The sequence below is a fragment of the Streptomyces sp. NPDC002499 genome (assembly GCF_053595415.1).
On the sequence record NZ_JBSFXO010000001.1, the window covers coordinates 23075 to 45760 of the forward strand.

A 22686-nucleotide genomic window follows, 5' to 3' on the forward strand; every position below is an offset into this window, starting at 1 on the left:
TGGGCTACAGCGTAAGCGGCGATCAGTCACCTCCTCCGCCTTCGTTGTTTACAGCGTACGCAAAAGACTCTATGTTTACGCCGTAAGCAGGCGTGCCGGTCTCACCACACCAGGTACCGGCCACAGCTCTGCGCTGCCCCTCAACAACCCGCCCCAACGAGGACGACCATGCGACGCACCCCATGGGCAACTCTCACCGTGTTGGCCCTTGCCCAGTTCATCGTGGTACTCGACGTGACGATCGTGAACGTCGCGCTGCCGCACATTCAGGCCGACCTGAAATTCACGGCCGACAGCCTTCAGTGGGTCATCAGCGCCTACACGCTGCTGTTCGGCGGCTTCCTCCTGCTCGGCGGACGCGCCGCCGACCTACTGGGCTCCCGCCGCGTCTTCATCATCGGCCTCGGCCTGTTCGGCCTCACTTCTCTGCTTGCGGGCCTCGCAACCTCACCCGGGCAGCTGATCGCCGCTCGCGCCGTGCAGGGGCTCGGCGGAGCCGTCATGTCGCCGGCAGCTCTGTCGATTCTCACCGTCACCTTCCCCCACGGTCGTGAGCGCAACATCGCCATGGGCATCTGGGGTGGTCTGGCGGGCCTGGGCGGCACCATGGGAGTGGTGACCGGTGGACTGCTCGTCGACTCTCTCGACTGGCGTTGGGTCTTCTACGTGAACGTGCCGATCGCCTTCGGCCTGATGGCCCTGGCCCCTGTGTTGATCGAACGCATCGCACCACTGGCGGCGCGGGGTTTCGACACCCTGGGAGCCGTGTTGAGCACGGCCGGCCTGCTCGCCGTGGTCTACGGCGTCGTCCGAGCCGAACCTGTCGGCTGGGGATCGGCCGAAGTGATCGGCTGCCTGGCCCTGGGCGTAGCGCTTCTGAGCGCCTTCCTCTGGGTCGAAGCCCGCTCCAGGACACCGCTCATTCCCCTACGCCTGTTCCGTCTTCGAGCCTTGAGCACCTCCAGCGGAGCCCTGGCGCTGAACGGCGCCGCGTTTCTGACCATGTTTTTCCTGACCGCCATCTACCTGCAGAACGTGCGTGGCGCATCGGCGCTCGAGACAGGCGTGCAGATGCTGCCCATGGGGGCCGCCGCCGTCCTTTCCGCTGCCTTCTCACCGCAGTTGGTGCACAAGCTCGGAACGCGCACGGTCCAACTGGTCGGTGCTCTCCTCAGCCTGGTCAGCCTCCTCCTGCTCGCGCAGGCCGACGCTCACGGCTCGTACACGGTTCAGCTGCTGCCCGGCTTGATCCTCTTCGGCTCCGGCATCATCGTCCTCAGCGTTCCGGCTCAGATCGCGGCCGTCGCACATGTCGAGACCCGTGACGCCGGAGCCGCATCCGGCATCGTGACCGCCTTCTACCAGGTCGGCGGCGCCGTCGGACTCGCGCTCGCGACAACCCTGTCGGTCTCCCGCACCAACGACGCTCTTGCGGACGGAGTCGCACCCCAACAGGCCCTGGTCGACGGCTTCCACCGAGGGCTCGTCATCGCATCGGCTTTCGCGCTGGTCAACGTCGTAGTGAGCCTGGCATCGCCGCGCATCGCACCGACCGCGGAAGCAGTCACCCCAGCGCCTCTAAGCGAAATAGGTTAAACTCTTTAGACTGTGTCGGATGCGTCAGGTAGGAGAGCCGCCGAAAATGTCGCACTTTCCCTGGCCCGCCACAGAACGTTATGGGCTCGACCCGGCACCGGGCTCACTGGCACTGGTCCAGGACTTCCTGAACACCGCCGCCGTCGGCAGTCAGCGAACAGACCTGCTGGCCGAGCCGTCGGCGGCGCAGTCCTGGGCCGACGAGGTCGCCGACAAGTGGTCGTCCGAATCCGGCCTGCCCAAGCAATCCATCACTCTGGGGCGGACCGCGTGCACGCGCCTGCGGGAGTACCGGCAGTCCCTTCGGGCCGCTCTCGCTGACGTTCCTTCACCTCCGGACACCACGAACCGCACCCCCGTCATCTCGGCAGAGATCTCCCTGGGTATGGACACTGACGGACTCGTCGCCGCCACCCCGCAAGGCGGCGGTGCCCAGACCGTCGCTTCCATGCTGCTCATCGCCATGTGGCAGGCCCAGGGCAATGACACGTGGCGCCGGCTGAAGACCTGCCGCAACCCGCTGTGCCACCTCGCCTTCTACGACCGCTCGCGCAACAACAGCGGCACCTGGCACAACGTGAAGACCTGCGGCAACGCCGCGAACCTGCGGGCGTATCGGGCGCGCAAGCGTTCAGCGGACCAGATCGCCGGTCCGGACGGAGATCCGCAGTCATGACCACCCCCGACGCCGGTACGGGTCCTGCACGCGCTCCGCGGATCCGCCCCCTCGGGCAAGCAGGAGATCGCGAGCGCCTCAAGGGGCTCTGCTCCCGGCTGTCGGCACAATCCCGCTACATGCGCTTCCACGGAGCGCTGAACGAACTGAGCGGCGCTTTCCTCGACCAGCTCATGAACGTCGACCACCGCGACCGGGAGGCGCTGATCGCCCTCGCGAAGGACGAGGTCGTGGGGACAGCACGCTACTCCGTCACGACGGAGGCTCCAGGCCTGGCGGAAGTCAGCGTGCTGGTGGCGGACGCGTGGCAGCATCAGGGCATCGCAACACACCTGATGACGGCCCTGACCGACGTAGCACGCCAACGAGGCGTTCTGCACTTCAAGGCCTCCGTGCTTCCCGGCAATGAGCGTGCACGCCGGCTTCTCACCGCTCTGGCGCCGGACCATCGCATGCACCACGTGACCGACAGCCTGGAATTTCACTGGCACCTCGCCCCCAGCGCGCCCTTCCCAGCACAGGGCTGAAGCGCACGGCCGACCCCCCGACCGGCCGCACCAACCGCCCGGGGACAGATCACTCGGAGACGCCGGATGGGACGTACTGCCATCTTGCCAACAGAGGCAAACCGGTTACAGTTATGTCATCAGCTTTGGCCAGGAGAACAGAAGGTCAGCCATGACTACATATCTGGGCAGCGGAGACGAGAGCCTGCACCGCAGGGACTACCAGCCGGAATGGCTCGGCCGCCTGGCCGAGGACGTCACCATGGAGGCGTCGGTACTCAACGGGATCGTCCACGGGCCGGCGGCCGTACGGGAGATCCTCACCGTCGCGCGGTCCCTCTACGACTACCAGGAGTTCAACTACGCCGGCCCGTACGGTGAACGCGATTTCGTCGAGGACTACACCTCCCGTGTGCACGGCGAACCTATCGGAACCGTGGTCGTCATCCGCTTCGACGACGCGGGGCTGGTGCAGCGCATCGTCATCAACCACAGGCCGCTCAAGTCGGTCCTGCTGTGGTCGCGGCTCATGGGCGAGCACTTCGCCGGCACCCCCTACGCCGACCACTTCCTCACCCCGGCAGCCGTGCTCAGCCTGCTCGGGACGGAGGCCACGTCATGACGTCACAGACCGGGCTGCGCCACGAAGTCCTCGTCTCCGGCCTCACCCCCGTCAACGGTGCACCCCTGCCCGGTGGTCAGGTCCCCCACTGGTCGCCGCTGTCACACACCCTCATATACGGACCGACGTCCGCCGTCATCGTGGACCCGCCCATCACCAGGACCCAGTCCGCGGCGCTCGCGGACTGGATCACTGCCCGTGGCAGGCGACTCGCGTACGTCTTCATCACCCACGCGCACGGGGACCACTGGCTCGGCACCGCTGAACTGCTGCGGCGTTTCCCGGACGCCACCGCCGTGGCCGCACCGGGCACCGCTCGGCGCATCGAGGCCAGTACGCCCGACGGTTCCGTTCCCCCGCTGTGGCCCGCCCTCTTCCCCGGGCAGTTGGACGAGGACGCTGCGCGCATCCAGGTGGAGAAGTCACCGACCGACGGTTTCACCGTGGACGGATACCCGCTCATCCCCGTCGAGGTGGGTCACAGCGACACCGACGACACATCGGTCCTGCACGTTCCCTCGCTCGACCTGGTCGTCGCCGGCGACGTGGTCTACAACAACGTCCACCAGTACCTGGCCGAAACACCCAACGGCGGCCTCGAAGCCTGGCACGGAGCGCTGGACACCGTGGCCGCGCTCAAACCCCGCCACGTCGTCGCGGGACACAAGGACTCAAGCCGCCCCGATGAGCCCTCGGACGTCGACGCCACCCGCCGCTACCTTGACGACACCCGCCGTGTGCTCGAAGCCAGTTCGTCGCCGCACGAGTTCTTCACCCGCGTACTGGACAGCTATCCCGGGCGCATCAATCCCTACACCGTGTGGCTCAGCGCCCAGCAGCTCCTCCCGGAACCCCGGTCCTGACCAAGGATTCGGCCCCAGGTGGAGTTGCCGGATGCAGCATTACTCTGCTGGTGTGATCGATACACAGGAGCCCCGGCCCGTCGTCGCTCTGACGGATGTTGCTGTCCATCGCCGTACCACCGGACAGGAGATCGTCCTCGACGGGATCAACTGGACCGTTCGGTCCGGCGAACACTGGGCGTTGCTGGGGGCCAACGGGGCCGGCAAGACCACGCTGCTCCGGCTGGTCGGCGCTGTCATGCATCCCACCGTCGGCACCGTCGAGGTCCTCGGTGATCGCCTCGGTCGCGTCGACGTGCGCGAGTTGCGAGCGCGCGTCGGCCTGGTGTCAGCCGCCCAGAAGGTTCCGCCGGACGCCACCGCCCACACCGTCGTCCTCACCGGGGCGACCGGCACGGTGCAGCCACTGTGGCGGGCGTACGACACCGCGACCCGCGAGCGCGCCCACGTGCTGCTCGCCGAGCTCGGATGCAAGGAGCTTGCCGACCGCCGATTCGGCGATTGCTCGGGCGGCCAGCGCGCTCGGATCCTCATCTGCCGTGCTCTGATGGCCGATCCGTCGCTGCTCCTGCTCGACGAGCCGTTCAACGCCCTCGATCTCCCGTCCCGCGAGGACCTCGTGGACGCCCTGCACAGGCTGGCCGCCGACCGGCCCGACCTCGCCACCGTCATGGTCACCCATCACTTGGAGGAACTGCCGCCCAGCACCACCCATGCCTTCCTCCTCAAGGAAGGCCGCGAACTGGCTTCCGGCCAGGTCGACAGCGTGCTCACCCCGGACCACATGACGGTCTGCTTCGGGCGTCCCATTCACGTGGCCCGTCACGACGGACGCTGGTACGCACGCTCGGGCCGCTAGTGCGGTGGCGGGCTAGGAGGGGTGGTCCCGTCAGCGACGAGTGGCCTCTTGCCGGGCTTGCCGGTGGGTGTGAGCGGTACGTCGTCGATGAGGGTCAGGCGGGTCGGCGCGCCCGCCTCCTCCAAGTTCGCCGTCACCAGGGCGCGCAGTTCCCGTAGTTCCGGAACATGTCCTCGCGCAGGCACCACGAAGGCGTGCACGGCTTCGCCCGTGCGGTCGTCGGGGACGCCGACGACGTACGCCTCGGCCAACGAGGGACGGGTGGCGAGCAGCCGCTCGACGGGAGCGGCTTCGATCGGGACGGGCGCTCCGTCGACTCAGCCGAGTCGGGCGGCGAGCAGTGCTGCGGTCGCCTCCCACAACTCCCCCTGCACGCGTGGGTCTCGGCCGGGCTCGGGGCACTGTAGGGGGCGGGCGTCACGTACGGAGAAGTAGCTGCCGGTGGTGCCCTTGAGCGCCGAGTCGACGGCGAGCCGCACGATGATGCCGGCGCCCCTGCGCGGATCGCCGACCTTCAGAGTGTTCAGCACCCGCTGCAGGACGGCGGAGCCTGGCAGGTCCCGGCCCAGGCCGGTGGCGTTGAAGCCCGGGTCGCAGCAGTTCACGGTGGTCTTGGCCGGGTCCAGGCGGCGGGCCAGCTCCTGCGTCCACATGATGGTCATCAGTTTCGTGCGTCCGTACAGCGCCATCGACTCCCGGCGCGTGTAGGCGTCGGTGCGGCGCAGGTCCTCGGCCGGAGCGATGGTCTTGGCCTGGAGGGCGGCTTGGGAGGCGACGTTGACGATCCGGGCCGGCGCGCGGACGCCGAGCTTCGCCGTCAGCGCCTCCGTCAGGGCGAACGGGCCCAGGTAGTTCACGGCCGTCATCTCCGCGAGGCCCTCGGCGGTGACGCGCTGGGCGAAGGCGTGGAGGCCGGCGTTGTTGATCAGGACGTCCAGGTGCGGGTAGCGCGTGGCGATCTCCTCTCCCACGCGGCGTGCGTCGGGGAGGAGGCCGAGGTCGGCGTGGAAGACGTCGACGGGTTCGTCGGTCACCGCCCTGAGATCGTCGGCGAGGGCTTCCGCCTTGGTGCGGGAGCGGGCCACCGTGCCGATGCGGTAGCCCTGACGGGCCAGCTCGAAAGCGGCGACGCGGCCCAGTCCGGAGGTGGCTCCGGTGATCACGGCGACTGGACGATTCATCCCACAGCTCATTTCGTGAGGTACCTCACGAAGTCATCGTGAGATGATACCCGAACCATGGAACAGCGCGAAGCAGAGCCGGAAAGCAGCGCCCCGGAGCAGGTGGGACTGACGTTCCTCAGCCTCGCGCACAGCCTGCGCGAACAGGTCGACCAGCACATGCTGACGACCGCGGGCCTGTCCCTGTCCCGCACCAAGGTTCTTCAGGCGCTCGCCGGCCATGACCGGATCCACCAGGCGGAGCTGGCCGCCTCCCTCGGCCAGGCGCCGCGCTCCGTCACCCAGATCGTGGAGGGTCTCGAGCGCCTCGGCCTGGTCGCCAGGACCGGCGACCCCGAGGACCGTCGCCGCAAGACCGTCTCCCTGACGGCTGCCGGCCGCACGGCACTGGCGGCCGCGGAAGAAGCGGGAACGCACACACTTCGCGAGTGCTTCGGTCTGTTCGAACCGCACCAACTGGCCACCCTGGACACCCTGCTCGCACACCTGGGCATCGCCGTCACGGGCGAGAAGACCGGCTGACGCCCGGGTCTCGCGACAGGTCACATTCAACGCCTCGCGCGAGTGACACAGAACAGCACTGTGGGCACGCGGGAGCCGGCGCCGCACCCGCCTCTTCCCCTGCCCGTCCTAGTCGTCGTCCCTCGACGGATTCAGGTCGAGGCCGATCACCCCGTCCTCGTGGAACAGCTCCGTGGTGAGGCGGGTGATGTCGGCGGTGCCTTCGAGGGAGAGCAGAACGCGTGCGGCGGGGTCGGTCCGGTCCGGCAACCGGTCGACTCTGATCTGGGTGAGCCGGAATCCGTTGCGCGTACAGGTCTCGAGGAGCTGGGGCAGCAAGGCGGTACCGGTGCGGTAGGTCATACGCAGTTCGTAGGCGGCTGACGCGGTGTCCGGCATGAGACGGCCGGCCAGGAGGGGATAACCCCGCACCACGAGGAAGTGCAGGGCGGTGACGGCCGTCGCGAGGAGCGGCAGGCCACCGCCACAGGCCATGCCCACCGCGCAGGTGAGCCAGATCGTCGCGGCGGTGGTCAGACCACGGACGGCGTCCCGTCGTACGAAGATCAGCCCGCCGCCGATGAAGCCGATGCCGGACACGACCTGGGCAGCCACTCGTGATGGGTCGAAGGAGACATTGTCCAGGCCGAGCACATTGGTGAAGCCGTGCTGGGAGACCTCCATCATCAGCGCGCTGCCGATGCCGACGAGGGTATGGGTGCGCAGACCGGCGCTCTTCTGCTGCGCCGCGCGTTCCCAGCCGATCACGGTCGACAGCACGAGGGCGAGCCCCAGCTCGGTCAGCTGACGCAACCCCTGCCCATTGCCCGTGTCCCACAACGGAGCGGCCAGAACAGACACACGCACCTCCCGGCAGATGCGCCTACCCAGCCAGCAGGAACCATGCCTGTGACGAGACCGACATGGTCGGCCGCCTGATCGGGCGCGGAGGCAGCGACACCCAGCCGATCCGGGCGGGCGCGTCGCCCAGTGTCGGCCCGCGGCGCGACCGCACCAGCGCCGGCGTCATGCGCTCGGTCGAGGACAGTCCGAAACGCATGGGGCTGGATCGGGCTCGCGAAGGTGTGGGCCTGATCAGGCTGGGGACTTGAAGGGCAGGCCGGGTCAGGTTTCCATGGGGCCGGCTCGGCCAAGGCTTCTCCGGTTCAGACAAGAGCCGGGGAAGTCGCCTGGTCAGGTCACATCAGGAAAGGTTGCCGTCCTCGCAGATCCGGCGGGCGACCTCGCGGAGTTTGATGTTGTTCTCCTGCGAGGAGCGGCGCAGCAGGTCGAAAGCCTGGTCGTCGGTGATGTGGTGGCGGCCCATGAGGATGCCCATGGCTTCGCCGATGAGGTGGCGGGTGGCGACGGCCTGTTCCATCTGGGCCTGGGTGCGGGCGTTGGAGTAGGCGACCGCGGCGTGGGAGGCCAGCAGCCAGCCGGCCGTCTCACTGTCCTGGGTGAACGCGCCGGGCGTGCGGGAGTAGAGGTTGAGCGCGCCGAGGTTCTCGTCCTCGGTGAACAGCAGGAAGCCCATCATGCTGCCCACCCCGAGCTTGCGGGCCTGAGGGGTGTAGGCGGGCCAGCGTTCTTCGCTGGTCAGGTCCCGGATGCGGAGGACCCGCTCGGCGTTCGAGGGAAGGGCGGCGTCGAAACACGGTCCCTCCCCCAACTCGTCCTGGAGCCGGTCGCTGACGACGGCGACCTGGTCGGTGGGCGCAAGGGTCTCCACCCGCTTGTCGCGCAGCACGAGAACGCCGGCCGCGTCGCACCCCTCGACCAGTTCGGTGGCCGACGCGGTGATCCGCTCCAGCGTGCCGTCCACCGACTCCTGCGCCAGCAGCTCCCGCGACATCGACGCCATCTTCAAGGCGAACCCAGCCCAGTCCACTTCCACGTCCTCCGGTGCTCAACCCGCCTTGGACGGGCTTTCCACTCACACTTTCACGACTCCCCCTCAATCACACCGCAATGCCCTAGGTCCGGGAACGAGCTGCTCATGCACGACTGCCGACCGGTCCGTCGGCTCGGCATGCAGACCGAACCCCGAAATGGCCCATGAATCCGCCATCGAAATGGACCACACTCCTGGGCTACTCCACTCCTAGGGTCGAAGACGGGACGACGACCGAACAACAGTGACCGAGGAGACGACTCCCATGAAAGCGATCGTGGTGACGGACGAGGCCGCGGGAACGGCCGGGATGACGCTGGTGGAGCGGCCCGAGCCGCAGGCGGCCATAAACGATGTCGTCGTACGGATTCACGCGTCGGGGTTCGTCCCGACCGAGATGGAGTGGCCATCGACCTGGGTCGATCGCGCCGGCCGTGACAAGACACCGTCGATCCCCGGCCACGAGCTGGCCGGGGTGGTCACCGCCCTCGGCTACGGCACGACCGGGCTGTCGGTCGGGCAGCGGGTGTTCGGCCTCGCCGACTGGCACCGGGACGGCACCCTGGCGGAGTACGTGGCGATCGAAGCACGCAATCTCGCTCCGCTGCCCGGCGACGTCGACTTCACAGTAGGCGCGTCCCTGCCGATCTCAGGCCTGACCGCGTGGCAGGGGCTGTTCCAGCACGGCCGCCTTCAGTCGGGCCAGACCGTCCTAGCCCATGGCGCGGCCGGTGCGGTCGGGACGATGGTGACCCAGCTCGCCCGTGAAGCCGGCGCCTACGTCATCGGCACCGGACGCGCCGCCGACCGCGAGAAGGCACTCGACTTCGGCGCGCATGAGTTCGTCGACCTCGAGAACGACACGCTGGAAGACGTCGGCGGCGTCGATCTCGTCTTCGACGTCATCGGCGGCGACATTCAGAAGCGGTCCGCCGGCCTGATCAAGACTGGCGGAGCGCTGGTGTCCATCGTGGGCCCGGTCGAGGCGCGGCCCGCTTCGGGCCTGGCGGTGGACTTCGTCGTCGAGGCCGATCGTGCCGCACTGGGTGAGATCGTGCAGCGGGTGCGGGACGGACGGCTGCGCACGAACATCGACAACGTCTCGACCCTCAACGACGCTGTCGCCGCCCTCAATCCGACCGAGCGACGCAAGGGAAAGACGATCATCCGCGTTCGTCCGTGAGGGCACGGAGACCGGGAGACTCCTGTGAAGGCGTCATCCACCCGGATCCGCGTGACTGCCCCCGCCGATCTCCTGAACCGCCTCTACCCCAGGCGTTGTCAGCGCAGGCCGTCCGCACCGACCTGAACGGCTGAACACCCGACGTTGGCCCCGGCTCCTGCCGGCAGTCGGCACCGGGGCCCTGTCGAGTGGACCGCGGATCGGGTCAGTTCAGTGACATGGCCCAGATGTGGAGAGCCGGACTTCCCGCGCCGAGAGGGCCCACCGAGGGCAGCACGACGGACGCCACGGTCTTGGCCGGGTCGAGCGGGACGGTGAGCGAGAAGAGGTCGGCGGTGTGCTGGAAGGTGGTGTTGCCCGGACGGTTCTGATACGCCGAGGTGACCGCGACCTCGCCTCCGGGCGGTGCTTCGGTGGCGAACCAGTCCGGTGCCGTAAGGGTGTAGTTCTGAGTGGTCCCGTCGGTGTAGGTGATGGTGCCGGGTCCGGTCGCCGGGCCGTAGCTGGCGGAGACCAGGAAGCCGAGCGAGGCGGCCGAGCCGTGCAGGGTGACGTACTGACCATTGGCGACGGTGTTGTCGGGCGTGCCCGCTGCGACATCCGGCATGGTGAAGGTCTTGCCCGAGGCGGAGACGCTCGCGCCCGGCCCCGCGCCGGCTGCGGTGAGGGCGGCCTGTGAGTAGCTGGCGTTGCCGCCGTCGAAATTGCCTGCGCCGGTGTTGTCGTCGGAGCTGACGGCCACGTTGTCGAAGGACGCGGCCAACGTCGGGTAGTGCACTGCGGGGTCCAGGCCGATCTGTTGCGGGCCCAGGTGCTTCGCACTGGTCGCGGCAGCGCCGGTGACACGCGCGAAGGCGTAGGACGTGGTGGGCGCGGCGGTGTCCTCCATCAGATAGGACCGGCCCGCCCTGGCCGGGACGGTGAAGGTGGGTGCGGTCGTGGGCCGGACCACCAGGGCGCCGGTCGAGCCGTCGACGACCTTCGCCGCGTGACCGGCCTTCCCCGCCCACGGGTTGCGGACCGTCACCGTGCCTGTCCGGCCCGCGGACAGGGCCGCCGTGGTGAGGGTGCCGTTCTGGACCTGCACGGAGACCTTCGCGTGGTTGTGCACGTACACCGTGCCGGACACGTCCCATCCGGACGGCCAGGCCGGGGCGAATCGCAGGGTGCCGTCGTAGTCGGTGGCCAGCGCTTCGTTCAGCGCGGTGCCGACGGTCGCGGAGTGCTCCAGGTACGGCTCGGATCCCGGCGCGGCGCCGAAGAGGTTGGCCGCGCCCGAGATGTACGCCTGGTAGTGCTGGGCCGTGGCGATGAGACCGGTGCGGACCTCGTCGCCCAGACCGAGCCGGGCCGCGTGCACGGCGTCCATGCTCCAGTCGGCACCGCCGACGCTCTGGCGGGCGGCGTAGGTGCGCTTGGCCAGCGCGGTGAGCGGTGAGTCGTCACCGATCAGGCCGTAGGGCCAGACCGGTTCGAGCCCCAGGTTCTCGCCGTTCCGCAAGGGCGCCGACGGCTCGTAGGAGTTGGCGATGACGTCGGTGCCGGAGGCGTCGTCCTCGGGCGTGAGCAGCTTGGTGTGGGTCTGCGCGTCGGTGCGGGGGTACGGCCTGATCTGCCGCTGTGCCTTGCCCAGTCGGTCGACCAGCGCGGAGTCCTTGTGGAGGAGCTTGGCCGCGGCGGCGGTCGCGGGGAAGAGTGCGGCGTCGGCCGCGAGGTCGGTGGTCGGGTCGAGGACGTGCCACTGCGATTCGTGGGCGTTGGCGGTCGCGTGGAGGAAGCCGTCGGGGCCGACGCTCTGGTAGGCGAGCAGGAAGATCGAGGCGGCCTTCATCAGCGGATAGTAGGTGCGCAGGAAGGAGACGTCGCCGGTGTACTGGTACTGCTGCCAGATCCAGAGCGCGATCTCCGCGCCCGAGGTGATGGTCTCGGCGTTGTAGCTGGGAGCCGACGCCAGGCTGCACGAGGCGTTGGTGGTGCCGCCCGCGTACCAGCCGTTGCCGTTGAACCGCATGGTCTCCGGTACGCAGGCACCGGGCTTGCCGCCCATCTGGTCCTTGGTCCAGGTCTCGATGGCGGGAAGGTTGCGCAGGTACAGGTCGAAGAGGGGCAGGTTCGCCGAGAAGTTTCCCGCGCTCATGTTCGTGGCGAACTCGGCCCGCAGGTTCCACAGCCAGTACCCGGCCGGGAACCAGTCCTGGTGGTCCTGGCTGAAGTTGAACAGGTTGGCCACGCCGGCCTGACTGCCGCCGAACTCCCCGCCGCTGGAAGCCTCTTCGTTGTAGAGGTAGAGGGTGCGCAAGGCCTCCATGTACTCACCGGAGCCGTCGGCGGAGGAGATCTTCATGAGCCCGGTTCGGTGCCAGTAGGAGTGCCAGTGCGCGGACTGGGCCGTGAGGAGCGAGGACCTGGAAAGTGTCGCGTCCTTGCCGATCAGCCGGTCCGCGGTACGGGCGGGGTCGCCCCCGGTCCATCGGGGAGCGCCTGCCACGACCCGGAAGGAGCCGTCCGCCTTGGGCCGGAAACTCACCTTCACGGTCTTCGCGTCGGCCACGGACGCGGTCACGTCCCGGCCGCCCGCCGTGATCGCGGCGAGTGAGCCGAAGGTCCGGCCCGAAGCGCCCTGGGCCGTGTCGTCCTTCCAGGTCTCGGCGAGGGTGCCGGTCCGCCCGGATATCGCGGCCGTCGGATTGCGCCCGGCCCACAGGCCGACGGTGGCGGTCTGGGTCGTGGTCGGATCGGCGCCGGTCACGTCGACGATCAGTTCGTCCTTCTCCGAGGAGACCCAGGCGGTCGCGGTCATCCCGCCGCCGGACTCGGTGAGTACGCCGCTGTAGACGTCGAGTGTCGCTTTGAAGTCCGGCGCCGCGGTCATCGCGCCCAGTCCGGGGATCCGGACCTGACCGGGTGACTTGCGGTCGGGCATGGTGTCGCCACGGTTGAGCTGCGCGGTGAAACCGTCAGCGGACCACGCGGCGACGCCGAGTGTGCCGTTGCCGAGCGGCAGGTACTGGTTGGCCGCGGTGTTGGGCCGGCCCAGGACGATGTCGGCCCGGCCGACCACACCTGCGGTGTCCTGCGCGAACGCGCCGTGCCGCCAGGCGGTGGTGAGCGTGGCGGCCTGCGCGGCAGGCGCGGGGCCGACCGTGAGCGTCACAGCCGCGGACAGGCCGATGACGGCCACCGCCGCGACGGCACGCCGTGCCGTGGTTCGTGGGAGCAAGGGTCCTCCTCAGTGCTTCGGTGCGGCCGCAGAGGCCGCGGCTACGAGTGCAAGGAGCGGCCGACGGCATCGGCCGCCGGATACATCGGATGTCGGAACGGCTTCGACCGAAGCGTCCTGGACGGCTGAGTCCGCCGAGATCGCGTCGGACACCTGATCGACCGTCTTAACGGCCCCGGCTCAGCAGCGCGATCGCCCAGGGTTGCAGCCACGCCTCGACCTCGAGCACGCCGTCGTCGGAGGCGGTGTGCCGGGTCACCGCGCCGCGCCCGGCGCTCGCGCGGATCGCGTCGATGTCGGCAGGGGACGGATTGGCGTTGCGGCCTTGCCTGGTCCACTCGGTCATCGCCCAGCCGTTTCGGGCATCGACCACCTCGAGGGTGTAGGGCTCACCGGCCGTCAGTCCGGCGATGCGCAGGCTCAACGTCTTCGGCTGGCCCGTCGCCAGGGTGCGTTCGGCGACATCGCGTGTGCCGAACGACGCGGGGACCGACAGGGAGACCTCCTCCGGATAGTGGACGGCCAGGGCCGCCACCGCGGTGCCGCGGCGGGTGACGACGAGACCGTCTTCGCGATGGACGAGCTGGTCACCCAGCGCGTTGAGCATGCGAAAGGCATGCATGGTCGGCTTGGGTATGCCGTTCTGGTTGAGCATGCCGAACCCGCCGTGGAACGGATCACGGCCGGCCCCCTCCTCCTCGAAGACATCGGTGAAGGTCCAGTAGGCGAGGCTGTCGACCAGGCCGATGGACGCGAGCACCGAACGGACCACGAACGCGGCGGCCTGGGGGTAGTCGTGGGTGAAGTCGCGCGAGCTGGAACTCGAACTCCATTCGGTGAGGTGGATCTCAGCCCGCGGGTAGGGGCCGGCGTCGACGATCTCGCGCACCAGGCGCAGGTCCGTCGGCGTGGCGTCGACGCCACGGGTGAGCTTGCGGCCGTTGCCGTGGCCGTCCAGCGCCCAGTCCGTCGGATACGGATGGCACGAGACGAAGTCGACCGGGAGCCGGTTGTCGGCGCAGAACCGCAGGAACTCCTCCAGCCACACCGGCCGCCAGTCGAGGGCGTCGAGGTCAGGGGCGGTGAGGACGGTCTCGTGCTGTGTGACGTCCTCGGTCTCGCCGTCGAAGCGGGAGTCCGGCACGAAGTTGCTCGTCGCCGGGCCGCCGACCCGCAGTCCCGGGTCGACCGACTTCACCGCCTCGGCCGACACCCGGTACAGCTCGAAGTACTCGCCGCGGGTGCCGCGGAAGAAGGGGCCGAGGTTCGGTTCGTTCCACACCTCGAAGTACCACGCCCGCACCTCGTCGATCCCATACCGGTCGACCCAGTGCTCGACGGTGGCGCGTACGAGGGCCGCCCACTTCTCGTTGTCCGTGGGCGGTGCCCCGTTGGCGCCCCACCAGAAGACGGTCGCTCTCTCGCGGGCGAGTTCGGGCGGGGAGAAGCCGAGTTCGACGAACGGCCGCATGCCGGCGGCGAGGATCGCGTCGAACAGCAGGTCCACGTAGTGGAAGGACGGCGCCACCTCACCGTCGATCTCCCGGTAGACGAACATGTCCCCGTGGAACAGGCCGTGGAAGCGGACGTAGTCGAAGCCACCGAGCCGGTGCGCCTGTGTCAGCTGGCTCTGCCAGTCGGCGCGCAGTCCCTCGTTCGCCCGCCCCGCGCCCACGACCCGGCTCCAGAAGTGGTCCAGTCGCTCGTGCGGTGCGTCGGCGAGATCCAGGTTCAGGTTCAGTCGCATGAGTCTCTTGGATCTCCTGGTCCTTCTGATCGGTTCGAGAGTCACAGGCGGGGGTCAGGCAGGAATCAGGCGGGAATCAGCCCGGCGGCGACGAGTTCGTCCCACAGTCCGTCCAACGGGCGCGGGTCCTGGGCCATGCGCGCGTTGGCGGTGATCTGCTCGGGGCTGTCGGCGCCGACGACGACCGACGCCACCAGGGGGTCGCGCGCCGCGTAGGCGAGGGCCGCCCGCGGCAGCGTCGTGCCGGCCGCGGTGGCCAGGTCCGCCAACCGCCCTGCCCGCGCCAGGAGTTCGCCGGGAGCTTCCTGGTACTCGTATCGCGCGTCCGGGGCCGGCCGGTCCTGTGCGAGCAGTCCGGAGTTGAACACACCGGCGTTGAGTACGGAGATGCCCGCCGTGCGGGCGGCCGGGAGCACCGCTGCGAGCGCCGGTTGTTCCAGGAGGGTGTATCTCCCGGCGATCATGATCGTGTCCAGTTCGGCACGGTCGGCGAAGGCGGTGAGCGCCGTCATGTCGCCCGTGCCGACGCCGATCGCGCGGACGACACCCTCCTCGCGCAGCCGTACAAGGGCTGGGAGGCCGGTGCCGAGCGCGTCGGTGAGCCGTTCCTGGGGGTCGTGCAGGAGCGCGATGTCGAGTCGGTCCAGGCCCAGTCGGTCCAGCGACTCCTCGACGCTGCTGCGGATACCGGCCTCGGTGAAGTCCCAAGTCCGTGCGGGTTCGCCCCCGTTGCCGGTCCGGATCAGACGGCCGACCTTGGAGCCGAGCACATACTGTGACCGCGGACGCGAGCGCAGCGCGCTGCCGAGCCGCTTCTCCGCCAGACCCAGTCCGTAGTGCGGTGCGGTGTCGAAGTAACGGATGCCGGCATCCCAGGCGGCGTCCACGATCGCCGTCGCGTGATCCTGCGTCATGGGCGTGTAGAGGTCGCCGAGTTGTGCGGTTCCCAGGCCGAGTGCCGTCACCCGGACTCCGGACGAGCCGAGTTCGCCCCACTTCACGAGCACGCCTCGACCGGCAGGGCCGTCCCGGTGGCCTCGGCGCCCCGCGGCTGGATACGGCTGCCGATCACCGTGCGTGCAACTCCGTCTGGTTGTCGCGCCATTGTTCGTACTCGGCGCGGCTGTTGGGGCTGAGCGGGTAGTAGTCGGAGAGCCGGGCGCCCTGTTCGAGGCGCATGCGACTGAAGGACTCCCAGTCCTCGTGGTCCTCGGCGTCCTGGATGAGCTCCAGCGCCTTGCCGGACGGCACGATCACGGCACCGTCGTCGTCGGCGACGACCACATCGCCCGGCAGGCAGAGCACGCCGCCCGCCGCGACCGGTACGTCGTACGCCCAGGGGAAGAGGTCGGTCTGGGACGCGTAGTGCGGGGTGGTACCGGTGCACCAGATCGGGACGCCGAGTTCACGGATCCGGGCCGCGTCCCGGATCCGGCCGTCCACGACGATCCCGGCGCCGCCGCGGCGCTTGAAATAGCGTACGAGCATGTCGCCGAAGCAGCCGGTGAAGGCGCTGCCCCAGGCCTGGACGACGAGCACGTCACCCGGCTGAACGGTTTCCAGCACCGCCCAGAGCGCCGTGTCACGCTCGACGTACTCCTGGCCGAGACCGCTCGCGACGTCCTCGCGCTGCGGCATGAACTGGAGGGTGAGGGCCGATCCGACGACGCGGCTTCCGGTCTCCAGTGCTGTCGGCCCTTGGACGGCGGTGCGGGTGACGCCCATGGAGTGCAGTTTCGCGCAGGCGGTCGCCGCGCTGATCGCGTCCATGCGGCGGATGTGATCGGCGTCGGCACGCTTGAAGGGCTCGCCCCTGACGGGCAGCGGCCACACGGCCGAAGGCGAGTTCTCGGTATCCATCAGGTGTCTCTCCGGGGTGCGATACGGGTGAAGCTGGTGTGGGCCGGTGCCTGGGCGCGCCTGGTGACCTCCAGCCGTAGGGAGATGCGGTGCAACGGGGGAAGCGTGACCAGGAGCCGGGACGACCCGACCTGAACGCTCGCCGGCCGTGGCTCCGGATCGGGGATGAGATAGCCGCGGGAGTCGCCGGGTGAGCCGTCGCCGGCCCGGTCGTATACCGCGCGGTCGATGCGGTCCTCGCCGAAGGCGCCGGCCTGGACCACGACCTCGCGCAGGTTGTCCGGGTCGAGGTTGACCAACTCCAGGCGTACGCCGTCGGCGTCGGCCTCGCGTACCAGTGCGGCCACGCCGTCCGGCAGGCCGGGACGGCCGCGCAGCGCGTCGCCGAACGTGACCCGGGCCAGGCCGAGTCCTCCGTTGTAGAGCGCGGGCGGGGCGCCGGTGACGAGCTGGGTGAGCACCTCGGTGACGACCGGGTTGAGCCGCTGCCACCAGTGGATGTCGTCGTCCGGCGGTCCGTACGGGGTCGCCCGCATCAGGGCCAGACGCCTCGCCACCTGGCCCAGCGCCAGCCCGAGACCGTCCTCGGGGTAGCCGGGATTGCGGCCGAGCAGGAACGACACCCACGGTGCCTCGTGTCCCTGCTCCTCCTTGTCCTGGAACCACTTGGTGTCGCGCCAGTCGAACCCGGCATCCTTCTCCAGGGCTTCCAGTCGCTTCCGGTCGCCCGCCTCCGAGGTCAGCCACCACAGCCAGAGCGGGTAGATGAGGGGAACGGGGTGCAGGTCGAACCAGCCGTCGGAACCGTGGCGGTAGGGCACCAGTTGGACCGGCACGTCGGGCGCGACGCCCATCTTCTGCGCCCAGCCCCAGCCCATGCTGCCGGTGGTGGCGTCGGGACGCACCACGCTCTGCGCGATGACGGTGTCGAGCGGCACGCGCGCGAGGTCGAGGCCGGCGGTGCGGCCCGTCACGAGGGTCTCGTTGACGGCGGCGATCATGGCGGCCGCCTCGACCGAGTGGAGTCCGTGCGGCCACGCCCACCCGTAGTGGCCCCCGTACCAGTGTCCGTCGTGCAGTTCGCCGACGATTCCCGAGGGGCCGACGTTGTCCGGGATCAGACCGCCGTTCGCCGCCGCGCGCTCGCGCCACGCGCCGACGTAGTCGACGACCCAGTCCCCGAACGCCGGGTCGTGGTCGTACAGCCAGGCGTTCGTCACCAGTGAGGTGGCGGCGAGGTTGATCGCGGTGTCCCCCCTGCCGAGGCGCTCCTGCATGGCGTCGCCCATGCGCCGCGCGTTCTCCTCCGCGTACAGGTCGTCCCAGCCCGTGATGCCGGGAACGTCGTCGAGCGGCAGTCCGTACGGCTTCATGACGGCCTGGTTCGCGCTGTACTCGATCCACTCGGTCCCGAGTCCCGGTCGTGGCCCGCCCGATCCGGTGTGCGGGGCGACGATGATCCGCTTTGCGGGGTCGTAGTTGCCCTTGGCCGGGTCGGTGTACAGGCGGGCGAAACGCAGGGCCCGCTCGCGGAAGTCGCTGTCGTCCGGGTCGGCCGCGCAGACGGCGTAGAAGAAGTTCAGCGACTCGCCCTGGTGGAACCAGTCGTAGCCGACCTCGTACTCGTCGCGGACGAAGCCGAACTCCGTCATCTGCGCGGTCACTCCGGTCCAGTGCTCCTTGACCGCGGGGAGCAGGTCGTCCGACCCGCCGAGCCGGTAGAGCACGGGCCAGTTGAAGAAGGGTTCGTAGAAGTCGTCGACGCCGTCCCTGTGGTGCATGCGTCCGCCGTAGGTCAGACGACCGTCAGGAGCGCAGTACGTCGACTCGAACTCACGCCATGCCGAGTCGAGTACGGAGAACAGCCGCCGTTCCAGAACCGCCCACAGCGGGGTCTCGCGCACCGGAACGGTCGCCTCGACGCGGGTCAGGTCGCCCTGTGAATCGTCCATCGTCCCTATCCCTTGAGCGCGCCTGCGGTCAGGCCGCCGATGATCCGCCGCTGCATGAACACGTAGAACACGATGACCGGCGCGGTGGCGAGCAGCATGTTGGGATACACGACCGTGTAGTCCGTCGAGAGACGGCTGATGGCCGCGTACACGCCCGTCGTCACCGTGTAGATCCCCGACTGGGGACCGAGGATGAACTGCGGATTGACGAAGTCCGTCCAGACCCCGACCGAGTTGAGAACCATCGCGGTCGCGACGACCGGACGCATGAGCGGGAAGATCACCCGCCAGAAGGTGCCGTAGCGGCTCGCGCCGTCGATCCGCGCGGCCTCGTCCAGCTCGCGGGGAACCGTCTGCACGAACGCCACGAACAGGAAGGCCGTGGTGGGAATGGTCAGGGTGGTCTCGAACAGCAGGAAGCCCGGGATCGTCCCGATCAGGCCCAGCGCCTTGAGCACGTAGATCACCGGGATGACGAGGGTCTGGCCCGGAATGAACAACCCGGCCAGCAGGACGAGCATGACGACCCGGTGGTACCGGCTGGTTCCGCGCGCGATGGCGTAGGACGCGGGTCCCACGACCAGCAGGTTGAGCGCGTTGATCGCGACGACGAACAGCAGGGTCGTGCCGTAGGCGGCGACCACGTTGAAGTCCGGTGAAGTCAGCGCGCTGTGCAGGTACTTGAGCGAGAATCCGCCCGTGGGCCAGCCGAAGGGCCGGTTCAGGATGTCGTGCTGCGACTTGAAGGCGTTGGTCAGCATCAGGTACAGCGGGCCGACCATGACGAGGACCAGGGCGAGCGCGGCCAGGACACGCCCCGCGCGGCGGGCGGTCATGCGGCCACCGCCTGTTCGCTGCGCCGGCGGGCCGCGGTGATCCCGATGGTCACGACGATGATGACGATCATCAGCACGACCGACTGGGCGGCACCGTAGCCGAGTTGGGTGTTGTCGAAGGACGACGTGAGGATGTTGTACACAAAACTCTGGGTCTCTCCGGCGGGGCCGCCGGCGGTCAGGGCGAGGATCAGTTCGTAGACGCGCAGCAGACCGATGACGACAAGGACCACGTTCACCGTCACGGTCGGCGCGAGCATCGGGAGCTTGACGCGCCAGAAGATCTGCCACGGGGTGGCACCGTCGATCCTGGCGGCCTCGACGACGCTGTCCGGCACGGTCTGCAGACCGGCCAGATACAGCACCACGTTCACGCCGAAGCTGGACCACACGATCACACAGACGACCGTCGCGAGCGCCCACGTCGGATCCGACAGGAAGGGCAGGGAGTGCTTGGCGCCGACCACCGCGTTGACCGCGCCGTTGGTGCCCAGGATGGACGACCACAGGAAGCCCAGGATGACGGGGCCCACGACGTAGGGGTAGAAGACGAGCACGCGCAGGATCGCGTTGAGCCGGCTGTTGCGGTTGAGCAGCAGTGCGACACCCAGTCCCAGGACGTTGCAGGCGACCGTTCCGACGAGGGTGATGAGCAGGGTCACGAACGCGGCGTGCCGGACGGCGGAGTCCTCGGTGAGGCGGACGTAGTTGCGGAACCCGACCTGGTGCGGCGGTGTGGTGAAGCCGTTCCAGTCGGTGAAGCTGAGGTAGACCGCGATCCCGATCGGCACGACGATGAGGCCGACGACCAGGAGCAGCGGCGGAGCCATCATCACGATGTCGGTCAGGGACTCTCGGCGCCGTGCACGGGACCGGCCGGACCTCGCGGGAGGCCGGGGGCCGGGCGCTCGCGGAGCGGCCGGCGCGGCGGTCGTGGTGCTACTGGCCTGCATTGTCGTTCCACCAGGAGTCGAGCTTCGAGGCGGCCTGGTCGGCGGACTGGCCCGTGTAGAGCGACTGCACGACCGTGTTCAGCTCGTTGCCGAATCCCGCGTTCACCCCGGCGCCGGAGGTGCCGCCCACGGTTCCGGGAGCGGTGTCCACGATCTTGCCGACGGCCTCGTCGAGCGGCGATCCCGGGTAGCTGAAACCGGACCGGAAGTTGCCCTCCGACTTCAGCGACGCCGTGACCGCGCTCTTGTCCGTCACCAGGTACTTGACCAGGTCGAGCGCCAGCGACTGGTGCTTGGAGGACTTGAGGATCGAGTACGGCTGAGCCATGCCGCTCATCTGCTTCGGCAGGGATCCGTCAGGCGTCGGCGTCGGGAACACGCCCACCTTGAACGGAAGGTTCTTCGCCGAGTTGACGCTGGAGTTGAGCCAGTTGCCCATGATGTACATGCCCGACTTGCCGGCGAGGAAGTTGTCGATGGAGGTCTGGTACTTCTCGCCCAGGGAGTTCTTGGGGATCGCGCCGCTCTTGATCCACCCGGCGTAGGCCTTCAGGTAGGTGTCGTAGGCGCTGTCCTTGAAGGTGACCTTCTTGTCGTTGCGCTCGGCGTACCACTGCGGGTCGTCGCCGAGCAGGGCCGGATTCGCCATCATCGAGAACTGCGCGCCCGTGACCCACTCCCCCGACGTCTGCAACGGGACGTAGCCGGCGCTCTTCAGCTTGCCGAGGGCCGCTGTGAACTCGGCCAGCGACTTCGGCGGCGTGGTGATGCCGGCCTTCTTGAACGCGGACTCGTTGTAGTACACGAGTGACTGGTTCTGCAGACCGGTGGCGACCTGCCAGGTCTTGCCGTCCACCTTGGTGGAGCCGGAGAGCGGGGTCGAGGTCACCCAGGACTCGTCCGGGAAGGCGGTCATCTGCTGGGCGACGACGGGGTCGAGGTTGCTCGCGACGACGTCCGGAGCCGCTCCCGAGACGAGCTCCTGCTGCAGCGTGGACTGGACGTCCTTGCCGGAGGGCGACTCGATGGTGACCTTGACGCCGGGGTGGGTCTTGACGAACGGGGCCACCAGTCCCTGGTAGTACGACTTGGTCAGCACCGGGGTGATGTTGGCCAGCACACGGAGGGTGCCCTCCTTGTCACCGCCGTCCGAGGACCCGGGTGACGACGAGCAGCCGGCCAGGACGAGGACGGACGCGGCGAGGCCGGTGGTGACGGTGACGGTCGCCCGGCGTGTGCTCACCGGCTTTCGCCTGCTCGCGGGGACCGCCCTCACGGCGATGCGGACGAATCTGCGGTGTCCCATGGTGACCTCAATTCGATTCTCGACTATCGATAGGACATCTGACGGCTCCCGTTACCTCCATGTCAAGGGTTTGTCACAACATCAAGGCGAGTATCGATAAGATGCGAAGTGGTATAAACCAAGGAGGGTTCATGTCGGACGTCATCGGAGAGCCGCTGACCCGGGTCCTGCTGTCCGACCAGGTGTATGCGCGGGTGCGGGGCCTGATCATCGAGGGCGCGCTGGAACCCGGCGCCCGGCTGGTCGAGTCCGAGATCGCGCGCCAGTTCAACGTGAGCCAGGCACCTGTGCGTGAGGCGGTCCGGCGCCTGGTCCACGAAGGCCTGGCGGACCACATACCGCGTCGGGGAAGCTTCGTGGCGGTGGTGTCGCAGGAGGACGCCCACCACGCCCGCTCCGTACGCGTGGTGATCGAGGAGCTGGCCGCCCGCACGGTGGCCGCGCATTCCTCGGACACGGTCTTCGATGTGCTGGAGGCCCAGGTGGAGGCCATGCGGCAGGCCGCACGCCAGCACGATGTCGGCGGCTTCCGGGATGCCGACATCACCTTCCACCGCACGGTCTGCGAGCTCAGCGGCAACCCCTTCCTCCCCAAGCTGTGGGGGGTGATGGAACCGAATCTGCGCGCCTTGCGGGTCGTCTCCGACCCGCTGTTCACCGGCGACTGGGCCGCCATGGCCGAGGATCACGCCGAGCTGCTGGCCGCCTTGAAATCCGCGGATCCGGACCGGGCGGGAGCCAAGTTCGCCGCCCACGCGCGTGGGGACGACGGCATGATCCCGGATCACTGACCGCATCGAAGCACGTCAGGGCCCCGTCGGAGAGTTCCGGCGGGGCCCTTGCGCGTCTGTGACGCCCCGGCGACCGGCGGCGGGCGGGCCTCCGCGGCCGCGCCGGCCGGAGTGCGCCTCCGCGGCGGCCGGGTCGGACG

21 protein-coding genes are annotated in these 22686 nt (G+C 68.9%); 9 read left to right on the plus strand and 12 right to left on the minus strand.

Annotation, left to right across the window (positions count from 1 at the left end; all coding sequences use genetic code 11):
• The first annotated feature begins 168 nt into the window (after positions 1-168).
• The 6 genes from ACWD5F_RS00110 to ACWD5F_RS00135 all read left to right on the plus strand — a co-directional run bounded on the left by ACWD5F_RS00110 (position 169) and on the right by ACWD5F_RS00135 (position 5122).
• Complete coding sequence (locus tag ACWD5F_RS00110; RefSeq protein ID WP_451249497.1) at positions 169-1596, plus strand: MFS transporter; 1428 nt, start codon at positions 169-171, stop codon at positions 1594-1596.
• Positions 1597-1642: 46 nt separating this feature from the next.
• Complete coding sequence (locus tag ACWD5F_RS00115) at positions 1643-2272, plus strand: CGNR zinc finger domain-containing protein (protein ID WP_451249499.1); 630 nt, start codon at positions 1643-1645, stop codon at positions 2270-2272.
• On the plus strand, positions 2269-2799 hold the full coding sequence (locus ACWD5F_RS00120; RefSeq protein ID WP_451249501.1) for an N-acetyltransferase family protein: 531 nt from the start codon (positions 2269-2271) through the stop codon (positions 2797-2799). The genes ACWD5F_RS00115 and ACWD5F_RS00120 overlap by 4 nt, the downstream gene beginning before the upstream one ends.
• 151 nt (positions 2800-2950) lie before the next feature.
• A complete protein-coding gene (locus ACWD5F_RS00125) occupies positions 2951-3400 on the plus strand; it encodes a hypothetical protein (RefSeq protein WP_451249502.1) in 450 nt (149 codons plus the stop codon).
• A complete protein-coding gene (locus ACWD5F_RS00130) occupies positions 3397-4263 on the plus strand; it encodes an MBL fold metallo-hydrolase (RefSeq protein ID WP_451249504.1) in 867 nt (288 codons plus the stop codon). The genes ACWD5F_RS00125 and ACWD5F_RS00130 overlap by 4 nt, the downstream gene beginning before the upstream one ends.
• 52 nt (positions 4264-4315) lie before the next feature.
• Positions 4316-5122, plus strand: a complete 807-nt coding sequence (locus tag ACWD5F_RS00135) for an ABC transporter ATP-binding protein (protein ID WP_451249506.1) — start codon at positions 4316-4318, stop codon at positions 5120-5122.
• On the opposite strand, the gene ACWD5F_RS00140 is transcribed toward ACWD5F_RS00135, so the two are convergent.
• Positions 5119-5418, minus strand: coding sequence for an AMP-binding enzyme (locus tag ACWD5F_RS00140; RefSeq protein WP_451250994.1), 300 nt, complete (start codon positions 5416-5418; stop codon positions 5119-5121). The genes ACWD5F_RS00135 and ACWD5F_RS00140 overlap by 4 nt on opposite strands.
• A 21-nt stretch (positions 5419-5439) precedes the next feature.
• The gene (locus ACWD5F_RS00145; RefSeq protein ID WP_451249507.1) at positions 5440-6303 is read right to left on the minus strand and encodes an SDR family NAD(P)-dependent oxidoreductase; all 864 of its coding nucleotides are present in this window, start codon (positions 6301-6303) and stop codon (positions 5440-5442) included.
• Positions 6304-6360: 57 nt separating this feature from the next.
• On the opposite strand from ACWD5F_RS00145, the gene ACWD5F_RS00150 reads away from it, so the two are divergent.
• Entirely contained in the window at positions 6361-6825 is a 465-nt protein-coding gene (locus ACWD5F_RS00150) for a MarR family winged helix-turn-helix transcriptional regulator (protein ID WP_451249509.1), read from the plus strand.
• A gap of 108 nt (positions 6826-6933) precedes the next feature.
• Here ACWD5F_RS00150 and ACWD5F_RS00155 read toward each other — a convergent pair whose 3' ends face one another.
• Entirely contained in the window at positions 6934-7665 is a 732-nt protein-coding gene (locus tag ACWD5F_RS00155) for an MgtC/SapB family protein (RefSeq protein WP_451249511.1), read from the minus strand.
• A 343-nt stretch (positions 7666-8008) separates the two neighbouring features.
• Entirely contained in the window at positions 8009-8695 is a 687-nt protein-coding gene (locus tag ACWD5F_RS00160) for a GAF and ANTAR domain-containing protein (RefSeq protein WP_451249513.1), read from the minus strand.
• 268 nt (positions 8696-8963) lie between these two features.
• On the opposite strand from ACWD5F_RS00160, the gene ACWD5F_RS00165 reads away from it, so the two are divergent.
• Positions 8964-9881, plus strand: coding sequence for an NADP-dependent oxidoreductase (locus tag ACWD5F_RS00165; protein WP_451249515.1), 918 nt, complete (start codon positions 8964-8966; stop codon positions 9879-9881).
• Positions 9882-10086: 205 nt separating this feature from the next.
• On the opposite strand, the gene ACWD5F_RS00170 is transcribed toward ACWD5F_RS00165, so the two are convergent.
• From ACWD5F_RS00170 to ACWD5F_RS00205, 8 genes are all read right to left on the minus strand, one after another.
• Positions 10087-13101, minus strand: coding sequence for a glycosyl hydrolase family 95 catalytic domain-containing protein (locus ACWD5F_RS00170; protein WP_451249517.1), 3015 nt, complete (start codon positions 13099-13101; stop codon positions 10087-10089).
• A 166-nt stretch (positions 13102-13267) separates the two neighbouring features.
• A complete protein-coding gene (locus ACWD5F_RS00175; protein ID WP_451249519.1) occupies positions 13268-14848 on the minus strand; it encodes a GH39 family glycosyl hydrolase in 1581 nt (526 codons plus the stop codon).
• A gap of 65 nt (positions 14849-14913) precedes the next feature.
• Positions 14914-15855: an aldo/keto reductase gene (locus ACWD5F_RS00180; RefSeq protein ID WP_451249521.1), complete on the minus strand. Its 942-nt coding sequence runs from the start codon at positions 15853-15855 to the stop codon at positions 14914-14916.
• 61 nt (positions 15856-15916) lie between these two features.
• Positions 15917-16708 (minus strand): RraA family protein, encoded by a 792-nt coding sequence (locus tag ACWD5F_RS00185; RefSeq protein WP_451249523.1) that lies wholly within the window; start codon positions 16706-16708, stop codon positions 15917-15919.
• Complete coding sequence (locus tag ACWD5F_RS00190; protein WP_451249525.1) at positions 16708-18660, minus strand: hypothetical protein; 1953 nt, start codon at positions 18658-18660, stop codon at positions 16708-16710. The genes ACWD5F_RS00185 and ACWD5F_RS00190 overlap by 1 nt, the downstream gene beginning before the upstream one ends.
• A 5-nt stretch (positions 18661-18665) precedes the next feature.
• Positions 18666-19496: a carbohydrate ABC transporter permease gene (locus ACWD5F_RS00195; protein ID WP_451249526.1), complete on the minus strand. Its 831-nt coding sequence runs from the start codon at positions 19494-19496 to the stop codon at positions 18666-18668.
• The gene (locus ACWD5F_RS00200) at positions 19493-20329 is read right to left on the minus strand and encodes a carbohydrate ABC transporter permease (protein WP_451249528.1); all 837 of its coding nucleotides are present in this window, start codon (positions 20327-20329) and stop codon (positions 19493-19495) included. Before ACWD5F_RS00200 ends, ACWD5F_RS00195 begins: the two co-directional genes overlap by 4 nt.
• 106 nt (positions 20330-20435) lie before the next feature.
• The gene (locus ACWD5F_RS00205; RefSeq protein ID WP_451249530.1) at positions 20436-21692 is read right to left on the minus strand and encodes an ABC transporter substrate-binding protein; all 1257 of its coding nucleotides are present in this window, start codon (positions 21690-21692) and stop codon (positions 20436-20438) included.
• A 194-nt stretch (positions 21693-21886) separates the two neighbouring features.
• Between ACWD5F_RS00205 and ACWD5F_RS00210 the strand changes: the two genes are divergently transcribed.
• Positions 21887-22546 carry a GntR family transcriptional regulator gene (locus tag ACWD5F_RS00210; protein ID WP_451249532.1) on the plus strand — a complete coding sequence of 220 codons (660 nt, stop codon included), beginning with the start codon at positions 21887-21889 and terminating at the stop codon, positions 22544-22546.
• Positions 22547-22686: the final 140 nt, after the last annotated feature.

Bases quoted from the DNA above. Each gene is read 5' to 3' on its own strand.
- ACWD5F_RS00110 (WP_451249497.1), top strand. From the start codon at position 169: ATGCGACGCACCCCATGGGCAACTCTCACCGTGTTGGCCCTTGCCCAG.
- ACWD5F_RS00115 (WP_451249499.1), top strand. From the start codon at position 1,643: ATGTCGCACTTTCCCTGGCCCGCCACAGAACGTTATGGGCTCGACCCG.
- ACWD5F_RS00120 (WP_451249501.1), top strand. From the start codon at position 2,269: ATGACCACCCCCGACGCCGGTACGGGTCCTGCACGCGCTCCGCGGATC.
- ACWD5F_RS00125 (WP_451249502.1), top strand. From the start codon at position 2,951: ATGACTACATATCTGGGCAGCGGAGACGAGAGCCTGCACCGCAGGGAC.
- ACWD5F_RS00130 (WP_451249504.1), top strand. From the start codon at position 3,397: ATGACGTCACAGACCGGGCTGCGCCACGAAGTCCTCGTCTCCGGCCTC.
- ACWD5F_RS00145 (WP_451249507.1), bottom strand. From the start codon at position 6,303: ATGAATCGTCCAGTCGCCGTGATCACCGGAGCCACCTCCGGACTGGGC.
- ACWD5F_RS00150 (WP_451249509.1), top strand. From the start codon at position 6,361: ATGGAACAGCGCGAAGCAGAGCCGGAAAGCAGCGCCCCGGAGCAGGTG.
- ACWD5F_RS00165 (WP_451249515.1), top strand. From the start codon at position 8,964: ATGAAAGCGATCGTGGTGACGGACGAGGCCGCGGGAACGGCCGGGATG.
- ACWD5F_RS00175 (WP_451249519.1), bottom strand. From the start codon at position 14,848: ATGCGACTGAACCTGAACCTGGATCTCGCCGACGCACCGCACGAGCGA.
- ACWD5F_RS00185 (WP_451249523.1), bottom strand. From the start codon at position 16,708: ATGGATACCGAGAACTCGCCTTCGGCCGTGTGGCCGCTGCCCGTCAGG.
- ACWD5F_RS00190 (WP_451249525.1), bottom strand. From the start codon at position 18,660: ATGGACGATTCACAGGGCGACCTGACCCGCGTCGAGGCGACCGTTCCG.
- ACWD5F_RS00195 (WP_451249526.1), bottom strand. From the start codon at position 19,496: ATGACCGCCCGCCGCGCGGGGCGTGTCCTGGCCGCGCTCGCCCTGGTC.
- ACWD5F_RS00200 (WP_451249528.1), bottom strand. From the start codon at position 20,329: ATGATGGCTCCGCCGCTGCTCCTGGTCGTCGGCCTCATCGTCGTGCCG.
- ACWD5F_RS00210 (WP_451249532.1), top strand. From the start codon at position 21,887: ATGTCGGACGTCATCGGAGAGCCGCTGACCCGGGTCCTGCTGTCCGAC.